The organism is Pseudoalteromonas sp. Ps84H-4, from assembly GCF_024124645.1.
Classification (GTDB): Bacteria; Pseudomonadota; Gammaproteobacteria; order Enterobacterales; family Alteromonadaceae; genus Pseudoalteromonas; species Pseudoalteromonas lipolytica_C.
On the sequence record NZ_JAMXSK010000014.1, the window covers coordinates 105,093 to 125,266 of the forward strand.

The 20,174-nt window shown below is 37.2% G+C and carries 9 protein-coding genes; all 9 read left to right on the top strand.

Going from position 1 to position 20,174, the window contains the following annotated elements; all coding sequences use genetic code 11:
• Position 1: 1 nt before the first annotated feature.
• The 9 genes from NH454_RS13385 (at position 2) to NH454_RS13425 (ending at position 20,084) form a co-directional block, all read left to right on the top strand.
• On the top strand, positions 2–1,897 hold the full coding sequence (locus NH454_RS13385) for a hypothetical protein (protein ID WP_253039341.1): 1,896 nt from the start codon (positions 2–4) through the stop codon (positions 1,895–1,897).
• Positions 1,897–5,010: a poly-gamma-glutamate biosynthesis protein PgsC/CapC gene (locus tag NH454_RS13390; RefSeq protein ID WP_253039343.1), complete on the top strand. Its 3,114-nt coding sequence runs from the start codon at positions 1,897–1,899 to the stop codon at positions 5,008–5,010. The genes NH454_RS13385 and NH454_RS13390 overlap by 1 nt, the downstream gene beginning before the upstream one ends.
• Complete coding sequence (locus NH454_RS13395) at positions 4,997–7,270, top strand: hypothetical protein (RefSeq protein WP_253039345.1); 2,274 nt, start codon at positions 4,997–4,999, stop codon at positions 7,268–7,270. Before NH454_RS13390 ends, NH454_RS13395 begins: the two co-directional genes overlap by 14 nt.
• Positions 7,260–8,003: a hypothetical protein gene (locus NH454_RS13400; protein WP_199526997.1), complete on the top strand. Its 744-nt coding sequence runs from the start codon at positions 7,260–7,262 to the stop codon at positions 8,001–8,003. Before NH454_RS13395 ends, NH454_RS13400 begins: the two co-directional genes overlap by 11 nt.
• Positions 7,988–12,262, top strand: a complete 4,275-nt coding sequence (locus NH454_RS13405) for a hypothetical protein (RefSeq protein WP_253039347.1) — start codon at positions 7,988–7,990, stop codon at positions 12,260–12,262. The genes NH454_RS13400 and NH454_RS13405 overlap by 16 nt, the downstream gene beginning before the upstream one ends.
• Positions 12,255–16,334, top strand: a complete 4,080-nt coding sequence (locus tag NH454_RS13410; protein WP_253039349.1) for a poly-gamma-glutamate synthase PgsB — start codon at positions 12,255–12,257, stop codon at positions 16,332–16,334. The genes NH454_RS13405 and NH454_RS13410 overlap by 8 nt, the downstream gene beginning before the upstream one ends.
• Positions 16,335–16,583: 249 nt before the next feature.
• Entirely contained in the window at positions 16,584–17,816 is a 1,233-nt protein-coding gene (locus NH454_RS13415) for a DUF642 domain-containing protein (protein ID WP_135925642.1), read from the top strand.
• A 401-nt stretch (positions 17,817–18,217) separates the two neighbouring features.
• Positions 18,218–19,462, top strand: a complete 1,245-nt coding sequence (locus tag NH454_RS13420; RefSeq protein ID WP_138556815.1) for a DUF642 domain-containing protein — start codon at positions 18,218–18,220, stop codon at positions 19,460–19,462.
• 340 nt (positions 19,463–19,802) lie between these two features.
• The gene (locus NH454_RS13425) at positions 19,803–20,084 is read left to right on the top strand and encodes a hypothetical protein (protein WP_253039351.1); all 282 of its coding nucleotides are present in this window, start codon (positions 19,803–19,805) and stop codon (positions 20,082–20,084) included.
• Positions 20,085–20,174: the final 90 nt, after the last annotated feature.

A 20,174-nucleotide genomic window follows, 5' to 3' on the forward strand; every position in this document is an offset into this window, starting at 1 on the left:
TGTGGTTGTATTACAACAATTGTTGCGATTAACGCAACAAAGAGCCTTTTGGTTTACTGTTTGCTTATTTGCAATTGTGATTATCAGTAACCTGCTGAATTTATTTCAAGCAAGTAATGCCTTTTTATATAAAAAAATAGAATCTCTCAGTAGCACTCAGCAAACAAATGTAGTGCTTATCACCAGTCAAAACCTTAGTGCTAACCATTCACAATTAGTCACCCAGCTTACAGAGTACCAGCCAAAAGCAATCATTGTTTTAGCAGATGAACCTTTAGCACCTGTAGACAATGAGCGTGTTTTCTACCCTTATTCGCAAAGTAAGTACTGTGTGCCAAATGTAGAGATTTGGGCAACATATCAAATGCGTATTCCAGCAGCGACTAACCTTGAGTGTGAAAGTGTGTGGCAAGCTGTTTTTGGTTATAAGCACGAAAAATCAAGACTGATTAACTTTAAATTGGCAGTTTCTGCGCTACCTAAATTTACAGCTAAGCGAGTTCTTGGCTTTGATGTGATGAGTGAGCAACTCGAAAATAAAGTGATTATTGTCGGTCAGCAATCAGCTGAATTTAATGTGCTGATACATGCCCCTAAATTAGAAGGGCTTAATGACCCCTTACTTCTTTTTGCTTATATCGCTGATAGTCTAGAAAAAAACAGCACAATAAATGAGCTTAATTTTGTTATCTCGATAGTACTTGCGCTGATACTGGTATTTGTCCTACTGTTTTTCTTTCAAAAAATGTCGATTAGTTATTCATTTCTAGTCGCACTAAGCATAACTATCATTTGGTGTTGCGCTGGCTATTTTTTAGTGAACTTTGCAAAGTTATTTATCCCTATCGGCCAATACATCATTCTGACCTTTGTCACATTATTTTGGGTTGTGGTGGCGAGGAAGATTTCTGAAGATAAAGAGCTTACAACTGATGTAAATAACATTCAGCAAATGATGATGGGCCGTTATATTCCGCAAAGCTTTATAGAGCACCCTTCTCCATGGGATCCCATAATACAATTAATTAGCCAACAGTTAGATCTAGAAAAATCAATTTTTTTAGCTCGAAAAGAAGACGACCATCGCGTCGTTGAAATTCGGGCTATCAACTGCCAACTTGATGATATTCAAGAAATGAGACGTGACTATCAGCGAACGCCTTATAGTAATGCGTTAAAGTCATTGGGTATTGTAAAGATCAACCGTCCATTTTTTAAGCAAATCATTGACGGTGAAATCGAGTTTATCGCACCACTGGTATATGCCGGAGATGTCCGTGGGTTTTGGGCTTTATCAATTATTCCTAATCTTAACTTTAACCAACAAGCCTTTGAGCAAAACGTTAATAAATTTGCAGCTCAGGTTGCTGAACTACTATTCCATTACCATATTTTCAAAACAACACAGGCTAAAAACCGTACCTTATTAAACAGGCTACTCACCTTTAAGCTGCACGAGCCTATTAGCCAAAAGGTAAAAAGCTCCCTGAACGAAATGGAGCAAAAGCTTACTACCTTAGAGATGGTTTTTAACCACACAAGCCCAGCAACTGTGCTTTTTAATCTGTTTGGTCAAGTTATTCAAACCAATGCATCTTTAGAGCGTTTTGCTAAGCAGCATCAAATAGCTATTTTTGAAACCACTGCGCTTGATTTGCTGTGTAAAAGTTGTGAGCTTGATATTGAGATTGCAAAGGGTAAATTACGTTACATTACTCTTAATAAAGCGACCGTTGAGCTTCCTGCTAAACTTGGTGCACATCATTACACTCTAATTATTAGAGCGCTTCATTCAGATAACTCGCAAACTGCATCAGGTGCACCTTTTCAAGTATCTGGAATTTTATTTGAGTTTATAGCAAATACTCCTGAAATAACTTCGGAGGCTAAACTTTAATGGATTTCGTTTTAGCGCTTTTTCCTGCAGGTAGTGGACTGGGCCAATCAGTAATAACAACTGTTTGGGTCGGCACGGCTGTAGTATGCCTACTGAATTTGCGCTTTGGTTTTCCACTCACAGGCCTTGTTGTACCTGGTTACATTGTGCCACTTTTGATAATAAGCCCCACCTCTGCCGCGGTGATTATCATAGAAGCAATTGTTGTGTTTGGGGTTATGCGCTTCAGTGCAAATTACTTGATGGAGCGTTTTGGCTACAGTGAAATGTTTGGCAGGGACCGTTTTTTTGCCATCATCCTAATTAGTATTTTAGTTCGTGTTTGTATGGATACCCTGTTTTGGCCAATTATTGCAGATCAGTTGAGCCAATGGGATATCACTTTCGATTATGCATCACAACTTTATTCTTTGGGTCTTATCATCATCGCACTAACTGCCAATGTAATGTGGAATGGTGGCTTTAAGTACGGCCTGAAAGTAACTTTCATTCAGTTGTTCATTACCTATATTTTAGTACGATTTGTACTCATGCCATTTACCAATTTTAGTATCGCTAACTTAGGTATTATGTATGAAGCTGTTGCCGCATCAATCATTGCAGCACCAAAAGCCTATATTATTTTAGTTATTACCGCTTTTTTAGCTTCCAGAGCAAATTTAAAATATGGTTGGGAATTCAATGGTATCATGCTACCAGCCCTATTAGCTTTGCAGCTTACCCAACCAAGTAAGATTTTAACCTCATTCATTGAAACAGCTGTTATCTTAGCCGTTGGCGGCTCTCTCATTCATTTCACTCGCCTAAAACATGCACATATCGAAGGTGCTAGATTATTGATGTTATTTTTTACTATAGGCTTTATCTTTAAGCTTATTTTAAACTATATCGTCGTTTGGTTTTTTCCAACGGTAAAAGTAACCGACACTTTTGCATTTGGTTACATGCTAGCCACCTTACTTGCCCTAAAGATCTATCAAAAAAATGCGTTAGGCCTTGTGCTCAGAGCCACTTTTCAAACATCTGTTGTAGGTGGAAGCCTTGCTATTATTGTTGGCTTTTTAGTAATGCTTATCCCATCTTTACTAACAAAACAAAATATTGACCCTGAAGCAGAACAGTTGCAAGTCATCACGCTCAATCAGCAAGTGAGTCAATACAAAAGCTACTTATATACTACTCGTTCTAATAAGGTAACCGTAAGTAGCTACAAAGCCAGTCAGGCAGTCTCTGATTTCAAATATGCGGTTTATCAGTTAAATGAAGCGATTAAAAGTAAGCAAAAAATAGGTCATCTAAGCGCTTTATTTAACTCTATCGGGTTTAAACTTGTTAGTGATGAAAACTATGTATACCTAATAGATATTGTTGAGAATCAGCAACGCGGTTTATTTGTGATTAACAAAACGCCACAAACGCCACTCATGATCACAGTTCCGTATCCTATCACTGAAAATCTTGCTAGCGACTCAGCAGCCCTTATTTTTCAGCATCTAAAAAGTAAAGCTTTAGTGTTTGGGGCAACAAAAACGCCTCAAATAACATTAGCAAAGGAAAACCAGCAAAGCCCTTTTTACCAAGCATTTATTAACGCATTAGAGGCGCAAGAATTATTGCAAGTTCGTGAATCTAACCGCTACACCGCAGCTTTACTAAAAAGCACGCCTGCTGAAGTTAAAAGCCAGTATTGGATCTTTAATCGACTTCCGCCCTCTATAAGCCAACGCGAAATGCATGAGTTTATCGGCAGTGAAGCAACTTATTTTGGTAAGGCAACAGCGAGTAGCTTACCTTCGAGTAGTTTTAAAGGGTCTATGCTAGAAGTCTTTCTTAATGGAGATAATTACACCAACATATTGGCGTATATATACCGTGAAAATTACCGTTATAGCAATTTAAAACTTAACATAATCAATGAAGAAATGGTCAAAATTGTCGAAGATTTCTCATCGTATATAAGTAGTAAAGGCAGTCTCAATTATCAACCACTGACACACAGCCAAGTTGCGCTTTGGGAATTTGAAGTACTGACACCACTATATAGATTGATACAGCAAATCGGCAATGCCTCACTGAACGAGGATATTTTAAATCACCTGAAGCAGATAAATGGCACTGCAGAGTTACTTAACTATCAGTTACAACTAGTACAGAATAATAGTGGCCGATATTTACTATTAAGTCCCTTACAAAATAATGAAGCAATGGATCTTGGCCAAGGCCTGTATGCGTTTACGCTTAGCAAACATGAAGCAATAAGTTTAAGCGTGCCAAGACCTGTTTTTGAAGGAAATACTCTTAGTTTTGCCAGCCAACTTTTTACGACTTCAAATGCCGCTAACTTATTAATTGCAGGAGCACACCCATATGCTCACCCGAAGGCTAATGTACTTGCTGCAGACAACGTCGATTCATTATTCAATATCGTCCATCAAAGCTATTCGCGTTTTAAAGCACAACAACCGAGCTTAAATATCCAAATTCGCAGCCATAGTGCTCCGTCATGGATCCGCCCTAATGCAATTGCATTTTCAAATACTCAGGTAAGTGACATTGCTGCCCCTTTAATGGAAAAACTAACCAAAGACTTAAGCATTTTAGGTGTTAATTACCAAGTAGTAACGGGCCAAAAAGCCACTCGGGGTCTTGAGATTGGTAGCTCACCGCAATATGGCTATCAACAGTTTAATGCAAACAGCGAGCTCGCTACTTTATGGATAGCCTCTGACTTTAAAGAACAGTTTTCAATGGATCAAGATAGTTTGCTTATGCGCCTTCTTGCGATTTCTACTTATCCAACAGTCACCACTATTAACCTAGCCACTTTATCTCCTTCTAACTGGTTAACGTTACCTGACAGCGATAAACAAATTATCTTTAGAAAAATTAATCAATATACCGCCGATAAGCAAATTGCTGTACTGAAAACAATATGTTCAGAGCTTAATGAGTGCGTATTACAAACCATAAAATTAGAAAATTTAGATAAATTCGCACTGATGATCAAGCAGCACAATAGTCTAGTCGCTATATATAATCCGGCGAGCAATCAATTGATCGATGTGGATGTTTTCAACAAAATGATGGGGGGAGGCTTTGATGTATCTAATTAAACGCTTCTTCGCTATCTCAGTTCTTATAATTGTATTGTTAACAGCATTATTTGCTTGGAATAGTTTTTTAATTTGGCTAGATTCTGCTGAGCCAGTTAACCCCCAAACCAGTAAAGAAACTCGCTCAAAAGTACAGTGGCTTAGTAGCACAAAACCACTGACTTATACATTTTCAAATCAGCGAACACACTCACTTAGGATCTTATCAAACGCCGTATTTGATCAATCTGTCACTCTTGAACAGCCGGTAAATTACGCCATCAAATACACTCTTTATAATGACAAGAAAGAGGTGATTGTAGATAAAGTTTATCACCACGCTTCAAAGTTAGTTAATAACAGTCAAGATCAACAAATTAAGCAAATCATTGAAAATAAACAGTCTTTGAATGTGGCTTCTGGGCAATCATTTTACCTACCCATTAAACATTACCCACAAGCGAAAAGCTTAGCACTTACACTTATTCCTGAAGAAAAGACAATTCAAGGAGTGGTAGTTCGAGTGCATGCTAAAACACCTGACCAAAACGTTGATCCACTCAATAGTTGGCTAAAACGCCCCGTCGATAGACGTAAACGTGCAACTGATTACCTCACGATGGGTGAAAATACCTTAACAAATACTGAAATAACGAATGCAATGGCGTTTTGGTGGCAAAAAATAGCGCCACAAGGTATTCCTGGAATCGACTTTAAATCAGATATTCTTTATGAAAGCTTACCGTATAATGTACTAACCTATGATTTTAGTCAGCAACAGCATAGTCTTGCTGCTTACTATACCAAACATGGTTTATGCGCCAGTATCACATTAGACAATAGTGATCGTTTAAATTTCACTGTTAGTAATGGTAATGACCAAGAGACTCCGTCATTAATCTGGTATGACAAACTTCAGTTTGAAGCACCAAAAGTTATAAATTACACGCTAACAGATAAAGAAAACACATATCAAACTCAGCCTCTTGAGCCGGGATTAATTACAATTTGCAGTGAGCAAGAGCTGCTAACCCAATGGCGAACTGAATCTGGTACCGCTATTTTAACAAGTTATGCTGGTAGTTACCTGATTAATGCGCAAGAGCACGTAGAGTTCGATGTTGTGCCATTAAGCCATTTGAACCTTGAGCTCAGGGCTCTCGAAACGAGTCAATTAAATATTTCTCTATACGATGAAAACCAAATCCAAATAGATCGTTACTCTATTACGATCAAAGGTGAAATTTCTGGCTTTGATCGATTAATAGCAGACAACACTCAAAGACAAGCAGTAGGTATGCTGACCCCCTACTACCTTCGTACTGGGAAAGAGACAAAATATGTAAAAATTACGGCTAATAACGATGTGTATGTGCGATTGAAATCAAGACTCGCGAGTTTTCATTATCAACGCCGAATTGCACACCAGCCAATTCTTACTGAGTCTACTAATGGCTTTTATGATATTGCAGCATGGTATGAACAAAAAGCACGTAATCACTATGACTTATCGCAACGCGATCTGTTTGTAAATATTCGTACATTTGCTCCGCCTCCAGATGTTGAGCAAACTACAACTTATTACCAATCTAAAGAGCTTTTCAATCTGTTACCACTATCAAATGTGGCTCTTGGGTTAAGCCCGAACCGTTATTATGAGGAACAGCAACCTGCAGAGGAGTTTAATTTTGGACTCTATGATAAAAATCAGGCTATTCCCTCTGCTAGCTCAAATGATAACCGCTTAATCTCTCGATTAAATAGTAACAGTGCAAAAGAGCTTAAAACTGATGACATCTCATTTGCTGATCAACAGCAGTTAGTTAACGAAGCCAGTGTAATTTATCAAAATTGGTATGGTCATCGCCCATGGGTAAAACAGCGCCTTTATCAATTGGTTAAAAATAAGCCAGTGAAGCTATCATATGATAAAAAGAAACGTCCAATTAGCATTGTTTTTAAAGTATTTCGTGCCCAAAGCAATGAACCTGTAACTTTAAACATTTCGCATTCTGCAAAATACAAGCTTGGGCTTACAAGTGAATACAGTATTTCGAAGCAAAGTTTCCAACTTCACAACTCTAAATTATTAAAGTCTTTTTTGATCCACCCTAAAAAAAGTCAAATAACGAGTTATCCGAGCGTTACACTCAATCTAGCTAATGATATAGAGACACTGCAGTATGTGACTTTAAGTTCTTCAGAAACAATTTGGTTGTCTATACTTGAAGAGTACCCAATGCAGGAGCAAAAAGTAAGGTGGTGGAATAATGAACTTTAACTTTATTATTGTTTTTGCATTATTATTTACTCCGTTAACAAGTGTTGAGAGTGATTTTGAGCAACTCACATTAACCTTGCATGCTTGGCTCAATAACCAAGATGAAGTCCCTAAGCACTTTACTTTTAGCGAGGGTGTGTTGTATGCCAAGAAATCTTTAATTTCAGGTGGCGAAATACATTTTAAGCCAAAAGGTAAACCCTGTATTTCTTATGCACCGCATAGATATTTTGACAAGCATACTTTACTAATTGCTAAAGCTCTGTTTAGTGAGTGCCAAGTTTTGTTGACGAATACTAAGCATAGAAGCAGCCGCGACCTCCAAGGTAAAATTATAGACTTTAGTCAATACCAAAATAGCAGTAGTAATGCCTTCATTCTGGCATACGGTAAAATCGTTGAAACATTTTCAATTTATCAAATCCATGGATTTGCAAAGGAAAAGCGCACTACAGAGCAAGGGCGAAAAGCAGATATCATCATCAGCGAAGGCCATTTACATGCATCGCAACGCAGCTTACACATCTCTAAATGCCTGAATTCTAAACTTGATGTAAATGCCCTAGTTTATGGGCAGGATGTATATGAACTAGGAGGTACACAAAACATTCTTAATTCGCTAGGTCCTGTGAATAGTCACTTTTTCCATATCGAGTTAAGTCGCGAACTACGAGAGCGCTTAATTACCAATAACTTACTTTTAAAGCAGTTTAGCCAATGCCTTATTTCATAATCGCTTTTATAACACTTACGCTGCTAGCCTTCAAACCTGCTCATGCTGAACAGCAAGAGCATGCAGTACTTCAGCCGCCGATTTGGTTAAAAACTTCACCTAAATTAGATGTGCTGGCAACGACACAAAAGATACAAGTTGATTCTTTTGAACACCAATATTTATGGCTACCTGAAGGGCATTGGTTGGAGATCAACTCAGAACTGTTAGATAAGTTCATTATGAGTGTAGGCAACACACAATATATTCAGCAACGGATACAACTGGAACGAGACTTACTGTGTTCTAATAAACGCTGCCAACTTCCGGCCTTAGGCCACAACCGTATTGTGGCAATTCAAAATCGTCAGGATGAACAGGCTGAGTTTTCAGCTTTAGTTGGCCACTATCAAACAAAAATTGATAGCTTTAAACGCGCATTAAAACTTGCCAAACCTTCAATATTACTCTCTTCAAGGCAAGGCAGTGAACGTTTTTATAAATTCGATAAAGGCGAAGAAGTTACTCTTTACTTCCCTGATGCTAAAAAAATTAAGCTTTCTGTTAGAAAGAATATGCAATCACTGGAGCGCCACGGCGCTGTGTATGCCTATGTTGATGAAGTACTCACAGCAAAAGTAAACATCATTAATAACCAAGCTCTTGAATATCAAGATCAACAAGTAGGTCTGGTAAATAGTGACTATTTAGCCATTAATGCAGGGCAATATTTAACGATAAGAAGCCACACAGATGCTTACGTAAAAATAACACAAAGCCATCGAGCTATATTCGATGACACAACAGCTAACAAAACCAAGGAAAAGTTGCTGCTACCTTACTGGTTAAAAACCGCTAATGACGCGATGGAATCAGTTTACAATAAATATTCCCTCAACGTTTTTAGTGATGACGTATTTACGCACAATGAGCCTTTGGCTGTAAAACGCCATTATGACTTGCTTTCTTTAATGTCTACTCAGACTCTACTAAAAGGCAGCAGCGTAGTGCATGCCTCTACATCATCAAAAAGTGTTCTAATCACTGAGCTTGAAGAACAACGATTAGTTGATGATCAGTTTTATCCTCGCATTAATAAGCAAGTTAGGGATATTACATCACTTTCTCAAGTCCCCCTTCGTTATGACTTATCGAGTCAAAAACGTGCGACCCCTTGGCTTACATTTGTAGCTCGAAGCGATGAAGATAGTCAGTTAAAACTGACAGCTGGTGGCATGAGCTGGTTAATAAATATCAAGGCAACACAACATTACCAAACGATTAGTGTGTCAGTTCCTGTAAACCACAAAACCATGACAATTCAAAAAACTACTGACGACGTTCCCGTTATTGAGTTTGCAGTTTATGCTCGAACACTCACTGATTTTCCTAGTAACGAAGTACTCTACTTACAACCTGGAGCTCTTGATCAGAACAGCCCTATCACAGCTCAACTGGTAACTAACCACTTAAGAAAGTTATATAGTGACTATCTTGCGATGATACAGCCCTATGCGCCAGCAAGGAGAAAAGTTAAGTTACTAAATTGGCAGCAATCTATGCTAACCGCTAAGGATTTAGCTAAATCGGCACCATTAGATGCACTTGCCTTTTTAAAACCATTAACGCAAAACCCCGATCCATCAGTCGCAGAGCAAGCATGGCAAGTTAAAATAGATATTTTACGTGAACAACACCAGTTTCATCTTGCTACGAGTTATTTAGAAGGACTATATAAAAGTACGCAACAAAAGGAATTGCAACAGTTTGCATTAAGATCGCTATTAGAAACTTATCAAGCCGAACAGCAAGAGCTTAAACTGTTTGCTCTATGTGCTGGTAACCTAAATATATTAAGCGAGTGCAGAAATATACTGATCGAACTTGCAACTAAGCAACAGAAAAACCGACTTGCGCTTTGGCTTGCACATCAAGCAGAAGAAACTCAGATTGCCGAACAAAGTTATACGGCTCTAAACTACCATAGTTTGAGCTCTACGATAAAAGCCGAAAATAAACAGTATGAATTACTTTCGGGTGCGCAAGAAACGTTAATAAATTCACAAGGGAAGTTGCAAAACACCGTACTCTCTCAACATATGCCTTGGCAATATACAGCATTAGAACCAGTCCACCTGAGCATAAGTGCACGGACTGAAGCCAAGCAAAATGGCGAGTATCAAACCGCATGGTTAATGGCTGATAGTGAATACCAGCATAAATTAATACCAATCTTTAGTGATATACCTTCAAACACATTGGTCGTTGAAAGCCAACAGGCAGCCTCTGTTTCTTCAACGATGATCGTTAGTCTGCAAGCTGGAGAAACACTTAATTTATCAGCAGATCAGAAGACCTTTCTAGATGTCAAAGATATCTCTGATTCGTTATTTACACGATTTGAGTATTATTCTGATGCTACGAACAAAGTAATCACAGGCGATATTATGTCGCTAATTTATGCTTATGATGCAACACAACGTGAGCTGTTAATTAATGGCCTATATTTATTATCTAAAAAGCGTTTAAACAATAATGAATACACGCAATTATTACAGCGGATCGCTACAATACCCGCCTCCGCTTCATTGACCTTTTTACAAAATAGAATAGAAAGTTTTGGTCACTGGCAACCTCTAGATAGCCTTGTAGATTATGCTGGTACACGCCTTTTCGATATCCAAAGTTCTGCACAAACTAGCTTTGCTGATAGGTTTAACCAATTCAAAACGCATTTAAAAAATAATGAAGGATTATTGATTCGACCATTCCACACGCTTTACATAGATTTAGCCCAAACAGAGGGAGAACAAATTCGTTTCGTATTTAGTTTTTCTACTGCAGAACTGGCTCAAGCTAATGTGGCAAACTTATCTATAAAACTCGCTAACAATTTAAAAATATGGTCAGTTACCGAGCAGCAGAGCATTCCTTTTACATTTAACAAACAAGAGCTAGATAATAACATTATTGCCCTTCACTGGCTTAATCCCTATTTATCTCAGCAACTAAAAGTTGAAGCACAACAATATATTGCAGGTCGTTGGAGAAAGTTAGATTTACCCACAACCATGCTATTTTATTCTGTAGTCCCTAACACACCACTAGTGGCAACGTTGAATGCAGATCGCTTGATTAAATTAGAGAAAATGAATAACTACAGTCGTAACGAACGTCAATTTTTCCACCCAGCAGGAAAAATTGAAGTCAAAGCCGCTGAGCTTGAGCATGTACGCCTTTATACATGGGAGCTGAGTGATCTTAACAATAAGATTTCAGAGTTTACTCAAGCGCAAATTCCTTTGCCAGACTTAGTCACTTATCAAGCACCTGAGCAGCAAAAAATAGTAAGTGAGCAAACATCATTTCAAAGTGATGATTTAAATTGGCAAGCTTTCATTCTTTACGATCAACAAGAAATATTTCAGAGCGCTGAAAATATCCCAACGCGACGAGACATTGATGTTGGTGCTCGCTTACGTTTTAACGACGAAAACAATTGGTATCAATTAGAAGGCTATTATTCATTTAGTGAAAACCAGACAGACATAATGGCGCTTAATGGCTATTATTCATGGCAAGATGATACAACCCCCTGGTATGCGGGTGCGCAACTTCAAAGCCGCTGGCAACCAGGTCATGATGGCTTTGACAGTCAATATGCTCTTGATGGCAGCCTTTATGTTGGGCAAAAATGGCAACGTGACTCAACACATCGCCATCAATGGCAACTGTCACCATTTATTCGCTATAGCAGCGCTGATTTAAACGATTATCTCCGTGACGACTTACTTAATTCAAGTGTGTTCAATTTTTATCGTGAAAACCATGCATCTGGTTGGCAGGGATTTTATCAATACCGCTATCAACCTTGGGTCGACAATTATTTAAATTTTAGTGTTTCATCCAGTTCAAATGATGATTGGACAAGCCTAGATTATTTACGCTTCAACACAAGCTGGAACCAATATTATCATGACCATATTTTCCAACTCGGCATTGATAGTTATTACCGCTTTAAGGATGAAAACCGTGCTACAGCCACTTGGCAATACATCACACAATTTGCTTGGCAAACGCAAATTAATTTAGGTGATTTCTCGCATGGTTGGTTAAAGGTTCGATTACAACAGGATTGGGTATGGGATAACCACAATATAAGTATCGAATTTTCATCAGGTAATAATCAACATACAGGTTTTGCCCCTTTTGCACATGATGAAATTATATTCCCAACACTTCAGTTAAATCATTTGCTAGAGCACAGTGACTATGAGTAGTAACGGACTTACAAAACGCCTTGAAAATTTGCTTTTCGCAGATATTGCCAGTTTCTGGTTAGATTTATATCGTCAAAAATACCGCGAACTCGTAGATGAATTAAGTCAATGGGAGCTAATCAAGGATCAGCCTGAAGATTATGACGAAGATGACTGGCTATTACTGCAAGCCATTGCATTTTTAACTCATAAAATAGATACCTTACAAAATCAATTGACCAAGCTTGATAGCGATCACAGACGCTTTATTGAACGTTTAAATCATGCTGAGTTAAAAGCGGAAAGACAATTTCATATTTTAGACTATGCAGCAGCGCTTGGCGCAAGCAAATTGCAACTGCAAAAGGATCAAGAGGCATTTCAACGTTGGTTTGATGAAGGAGCCATCGTAAACCGATACCAAGATAAAGTCTCTGAGCTTGAGCAATCATTGAAATTCTTAATAGGTAAACTAGGTGATCTAACTAATCGTTATTTACGCATTCACTCGGGAGAAATAACTAAATCATGGTTAACACTTAACTTAGAAAGTTTCTTTTTAGGTTTATTAGAAAAAACTGAGAATGAAGCAATTCGTAACTCTATTTTTCGCGCTCTTGCCAACCAAGTTAATTTAATTAGTGAATATGTCGGCGAAACTAAGTTCGATTCCAATCTTGTTGAGCTACTACTGTTTTCTCTTGAGAAGCAATCAACACCTCATGCCGCTAAAGTGGATATTTTAGAGATCCTTATCAATTTAAGACCCACTTTTACCCGCTATTTTATGCGTTCACAAATTGATTTAGATATCTTGCCAAATGCTAAAGTAGAACGACAACATTTGTTTCTACTGACATCTTTTTCAAAAATTATATGTAAACAACCAAAATTAAATGAGGCTAATTATAAATTACTAATCTTGCTTGCAAAACACGCCTATCCCCGTGTAAGACAGAGTGTTATTGAACAATGCCCACTATTACCGTGGCCTTTTGCTATCAAGCTTTTAATGGTTCGCTTACAAAAAGAAACTCAACAAGCTGTAAGGCTGACACTCATCAAGCAATTAACGGATCCTCGTTTTACCGAAGAGCTACAATCGTTTCATATATGGCGCCAACAGTTAAAAAAAGTACAAAGCTTTGCAGAAAAACGATTGCTGTTGGAGCTTACGCCACGGATCATGTTTAATTTACAAGTTGAATGTGAAGAGCAAAATCAAGCAGATATATTATTTAAGTCATTTATTAATGTATTAAATAAACAACTTGAGAATGAACAAAGTATTGCCGTCAGACGCGTTATTACCCGTGTTCGAGAGCAGTTAGTCAGCTTTATGTATCAGCAAGAAGTTGCTGAGATCGAATTTAATTTAAACTCTCATTTAGATATAAATTTAAGCTCGAAGGAAATAAAGCAAGATTTACTTGGCCGACTTTTAAGCAAACAAGCACAAAATAATGAAGCCTTCAACGTAAAAGAAAAAAGTAAAAGCTATCTAATAACAAGGGGATATAAGCGTGGTTTCCGCTTTTGGCGGCTCTGGCACGAATTTAGAAACCCAAGCACAGGAAAACGCCAAAGTTTTAATCATACACAAGCTAGAAAGCCAAGTGCATTTATGCACGTCCCGAGCTGCACTGTTGCAGAGATCAGCAAAACAGAAGTGCCTGGCGAGCCTCGCTTCGATGATAAGCAGTTCAGCGCTCGACCACACTTACCCATGCTTGATTTTTTATTAAGTATTTTGTCGCAGGATAACTTAAAAACACCTGCAAAATCATTTACACCTGATGGTATTTTAGTTATCACGCCACCCTCTAACATACTCAAACGTATGTATGCGTATAGTTGGATTTCATTCAACTTTGAAAAATTAGATGATCTACGAAATGGTTCAGAGGTTGAACAGCGAGATTTCTTAGATCTCATAAGAAGTAAAGGTTTTGTACTTGAATTTCAGCAATATGGGTCTGTTCTTGATGCAGAGTTTCCAGTGGAATCAAGTATTGCCAACTTATATAAGAAACTATCTATAACGCCTTTTTTATTCAATATGTGGGCAAGTTTTAAAGAGTATGCCTATTCACTTTATCAAAATAGTATTGGCCAATTAATCTTTTTTGTTTTGGCTTTTTCTACATACTTTTGGGCGCGCCATATTAGGATAAGTAAACAAATAAAATCGGATAGAGCAAAGATCCCCGTTTCAATCGGTGGCTGGGGCACCCGGGGTAAATCAGGAACTGAACGCTTAAAAGCTGCATTATTTAGTAGTTTAACCTTAAAAGTAATAAGTAAAACAACAGGTTGTGAAGCTACACTTATTTATGCAAGAGCAAGTGGAGAGCAGTTCGAAATTCCATTGTTCAGACCTTTTGATAAAGCGAGTATTTGGGAACAAAGTGATGTACTTCATTTTGCAACAAACGTGAAAGCAGATGTATTTCTTTGGGAATGTATGGGGTTAACCCCACGTTACGTGAAAATTTTAAGAAACTGGATGAATGATAATTTCTCTACGATTACCAATGCTTATCCAGACCATGAGGATATTTTAGGGCCAACAGGAATAGATGTCGCAAATGAAACAAGTCATTTTATTGGTGAAAATAGCCTAGTATTCACCAGCGAACAAAATATGGCTCCAATTCTTGACTTAAATGCGAAACAAAAGAACTCAAATTTAATTCAAGTACATTGGGCTGATAGCTTACAAATAACAGAGGACATACGCTCTCTTTATCCATACCAAGAGCACCCTGCCAACATCGCACTGGTTTGTAAAATGGCCGAGCATATAGGCTTAAATAAAGACTATGTATTTAAAGAAACATCAGCACGAATTGTTCCAGATATAGGTGTATTACAACATTTTGCCAAAGCACCAATTGCAACAATAAGCCAATCATTCGTAAATAGCATGTCCGCAAACGAGCGATTAGCAACATTGGAAAATTGGCAACGTCTCAATATATATCAATTAAACGACGATCCTAAAACTCAGGTCATCGCACTAATTAACAACCGTAATGATCGTGTTGCACGTTCAAAGGTATTTGCCTCAATATTAAGCAATGATCTCCGCTTTGACCGAATCGTAGTGATTGGTAGCAATGTAGATGGATTTTATAGCTATTTTTTAGATGCGCTCACAGAGAGAGTCGATAAGTTAATTGAAATTAATGATATTGAAAACTTAGAGACACTACTAGAGCAATTTAACCTACTCACAGGCTCACAAGTAAAGGCGCGGCTAAGTAGTGCTTATGGCAGCATGATAGCAGAAAACCTTCTCACCCTAAGTGAAGGAAGTGTCAATAAGTCTTGTATAAAAGAAATCACCGGAGACATTTCATCTCAAGAAATCGCGACTATTCTCTATACCCTGCGCCACTACTATCAGCGTATAGCTTTAGATTCTTTAAAGGGTGATATGCAAAAGTACAGGGATGAGATAAAAGAGCGATTAATTTTAATCACAAAGTCAAAAGTTACTCTACTTGACGACAGCAACATATCCGCAGATGAGATAACCAAAGCTATTGCAAACCTAGCTTTACCGAATACCCATCAAGTGATTGTGGGCATGCAAAACATTAAGGGAGCGGGATTAAATTACGTATACGCTTGGCAACAGTGGCAAAAGGTATCTCAAACTATAACAAAAATGCTGAGCAAACATTGCTCTGCAAAAGAATTTAGAACGGCATTAACAAACTTAAATATGATTGTATCATTTAATTTATTAGAAATAGATTATTTAAAGCAAAACTTAGTTACTCTTAAGAAAAGCCAGCTTGCACAAAATGAGTTTTGCCAAGCTGAAATAACTGCTCTTCAAGAGAAAATTTCTAGCGATAATACGTCAGTAAACGAAGAGAATTCGCAACCTCGTGCACTTCGTTATTTAAATCAAATGATCGAATCATTTTTAGATGCAGGTGCTGCTGTTAAGCGTAAAAAGCGAGCCATTCAAATTTATGATGATATTGCTGAAAAACGCATAACATTAGAAAAAGCGATAAAATTACTTAGTGAGATGAATCGAAACCAAAGCTCAGGGTGGTTTACTAAGAAATCGAAATAAGACTAACTTTATGTCGATTATATTAAAACAATATAAAACTTAATTATTTAAAATTTAAACAAGAGCAAAATGCACATTAAAAATCAGAATTTTCCTATTAAATTAAGAAACATAAAACTATCATAAACTTAGATTAGAAAACCCTGTAAAACCCACAAATAAACCTTGTACCTAAATTGAAAATATTCATATAAAGGATGAAAATAAAGAAGATAAAAACACTTTATCTAATCAAAGAAAGGATATTTTATGAAGAATTTAGTTTGTAAGTTAGCTGTATTGCCACTAGCGGTTGCCTCAGCGTTTGCTGTAGCAAACACAAATCTTGTTGAAAATGGATCATTTGAAGCAGAAGTTGTTAGTGGTCAATGGCAATTATTCAATGAAATTACAGGTTGGACACGCAGCGCTAATGCCCCTTTTGAAGTACAAACAAATAGTTTGGGTATTCTTAAAGCAAAAGATGGCCAACAATACCTAGAACTTGGCTCTACGCAACAATATAGCGTGTCTCAAGTTGTATCAACAGAAGCTGGTAAAATGTATGAATTTAGCTTCTATTACTCAGCACGTGCTTCTGGTGATGACACAGCTAGTAAAGTTGAAGTATTTTGGAATGGTGAATCTTTAGGCGTTGTTAATGCTAAATTTAAAGGTTGGACAAAATACAGCTTTACTGTAGAAGCGAGTGAAGCCAGTTCAGAAATCACCCTAAAAGGTATTGGAACAGGTGGTAGTACCGGTGGCTTTATAGACAATGTATCTGTTGCTGAAGTTGCAGAATATTGCTCAGTTAAATCTGGTTTATACGCGATTAATAAATTTGGTTCTGATACTGAAGGCTACATTTATCACTTAGATCCAGAAACATCTGCAGTTTCACCAATTGCTGGTGTTACTAACACTGCTGCAAATATCGCTGGTAAAGACGGAAAGCTCTACTTTATGGAGCAGTTAGATAGCGAAACTAGAGATTCAAAAATCTATAGTCTTGATTTAGAAACAAATACACAAAGCGAACTAGCAGATACTAACTCGTACACTATTACCCGTTCGACAGTTTCTCCTGATGGACTTAACTTGCGTGCAACAAGCAAAACTTACATGTACGACTTCAACCTTGAAACTGGGGCGAAAGAAGTATTAGGTAAATTTAGCTTCGAAGGTGAAGAGTTCACCGGCGGTGATATCGCTTATTCATATGATAATAACGTACTTTACCTATTAACTGATAAAGCACTTTACACTGTAGATGAAAGCACGTTAGAACTAACTTTAGTTGGTGAGCATGGTGTAAATTGGGCATCAGGCCTAGCAGTTGCCGATGATGGTACTATTTACGTTACTGGCAGAAAGAGTGGTCAAAGCGCGAAACTTTATACGCTAGATCAAAATACTGCTGAAGCAACTTTTGTATTACGCGGTCCTGCACATCTGAATGACCTAACTTACATTAGTGAATCAGTTTGCTCAGTTGAATAAATACATTTGATATTTTAATGCCAGTTTAATACTGGCATTATTTCAACATCCCATCATTTTTATATAAAAACCTCTCCTCAACATTGATTTAAAATTACGCGTAACAAATCTGAAAAATAAAACACACAACAAATAAGACCTTCAGAAAAAAACACCTCAAAAAAAGCAATAACTTTTTAACTAGAAAAAATAAAAACACAAATACAAAAAACCTACCCCCAAAATAAACCAAAAAAAAAACAAACTTTAAAATAAGAAATTTCCTAGATAAAAACAACACAATAAAAGTCAACAGGTTAACAGTCAAATTCGACAACACTTAATATAAACAGACTAATATACATTTAAAAAAGAGCCGAATAATATTAGAATTTTAATATTAATACATAACGGAGAATGTCATGAAAAAATTTGTAACCAAACTAGCAGTTTTACCTTTAGCTATCGCATCTGGCATTGCAATGTCTAGTACAAATTTGGTAGAAAATGGTTCTTTCGAAAATACTGATCCTGTAACCGATCATAACGGCGAATGGCAGTTATTTGATCAAATTCCAGGCTGGACTAGAAGCAGTAATGCTAAATTTGAAATACAAACAAACAAACAAACGAGCTTACTAGCACAGGATGGTGAGCAACGCCTAGAGCTTGATTCAACAGAAAATTACAGCATCTCACAAAATGTATTGACACAAGCAGGTAAAAAGTATGAGTTAACCTTTTACTATTCTGCTCGTTCAGAAGGAAATGAAACAACAAATAAAGCAGAAGTTTTTTGGAATGGTACCTCTATAGCTTTAGTAAACAGTACTACTCGAGGTTGGACAAAATATAACTTCACTGTTGAAGCAACTGGCGGTACATCTGAAATAATGTTCTCTGGTGCGGGAACCTCTGATTCTTATGGTGCATATATTGATAACATCTCTTTAACTGAAGTTCCTGAGCCTTGCCCTGTCACTACAGGCTTATATGGTATTAATAATTTTGGTTCAGAAACCGAAGGCTACATCTACCACTTCAACCCAGAGTCAAATGCTGTAACCATTGTTTCAGGCGTGTCTAATACTGCATCAAATATTGCAAGTTATGGCGGTATGCTTTACTTCGTAGAACAGTTAGATAGCACAACGAAAGCTTCAAAGATTCATAGCTATGATCTATTAAGTGGTGTGCAAGGAGAAGTTGCTGATACTACTTCATACCCTATTTACCGTTCTGTAGTGAAAGCAGGTGGCGAGACTTTACGGGCTACAAGTAAAACCTACATGTATGATTTTAACCTAGTGACCGGTGAGAAGGACATCGTTGGAAAGTTAACATACTCGGGTGATACATTCACTGATGGTGACATTGCCTACTCAAGTGACAATAATGTGCTTTACGTACTAACTGGTAAAGCTTTATACACCCTTGATGAAGGCAGCTTTGAGTTAACATTAGTCGGTGAGCATGGTATTCACTGGGCATCTGGTATTGCGATTGCGGATGACGGTACCATCTATGTATCTGGCCGTGAAAGCAAAGAAAACGCAAAAATTTATACTCTAGATCAAAATACTGCTGCAGCGACATTCGTAATGGATGGTCCTGCACATGTTAATGATTTAACTTATGTTAGTGAAGCAATTTGCTCATTCGAGTAAATTGATATAAAGCCATAAAATGCCAGCTTGTGCTGGCATTTTTTTATCTCGCGAAACTAAAAAGAAAAAACAAGCTTTTAAATAGCATTAAAGAAAATCCTAATAACGACCACCAAAATAATAAAAACAAACTAAAATTTAAAATAAACACGATATTAAAGTATAAAAAAGCCAAAAAAATAATATGAAAATTCCTAGAAGCATCTTAACCTATAACTTTCAATAACATACAAAATTACAAACCTAACAAAAACAAGAAAACACAAACAACAATTGAAAACCACTTTAATTAAAATAAAATTAACTCATATAAATAAAACCAAATATAAATGGGTTAATCATGATTAAAAAAATATCAAAACTAGCAATATTACCTTTAGCTATCGCATCAACTTTTGCTGTTTCAAATACTAATTTAGTTGAGAATGGTTCATTTGAAGCTGATGAAATAAGTGAAAGATCTGGTACTTGGCAGCTTTATAATGAACTTTCAAATTGGAGCAGCAGTGAAAGTGTATATTTTGAAGTTCAAACCAACCTTTTAAAGGAAATGACAGCACAAGATGGTGATCAGTATTTAGAACTCCCGAATTCAGATAATAAGTGCACCACTCATGGTTAAACGGTGAGAAGAGATCAACTGCCTGTTGGTGGTACTCTGTAATCGCCAAAAAACAAGAGTAGATACCATGAGTTACAAGCAGTTGATCGA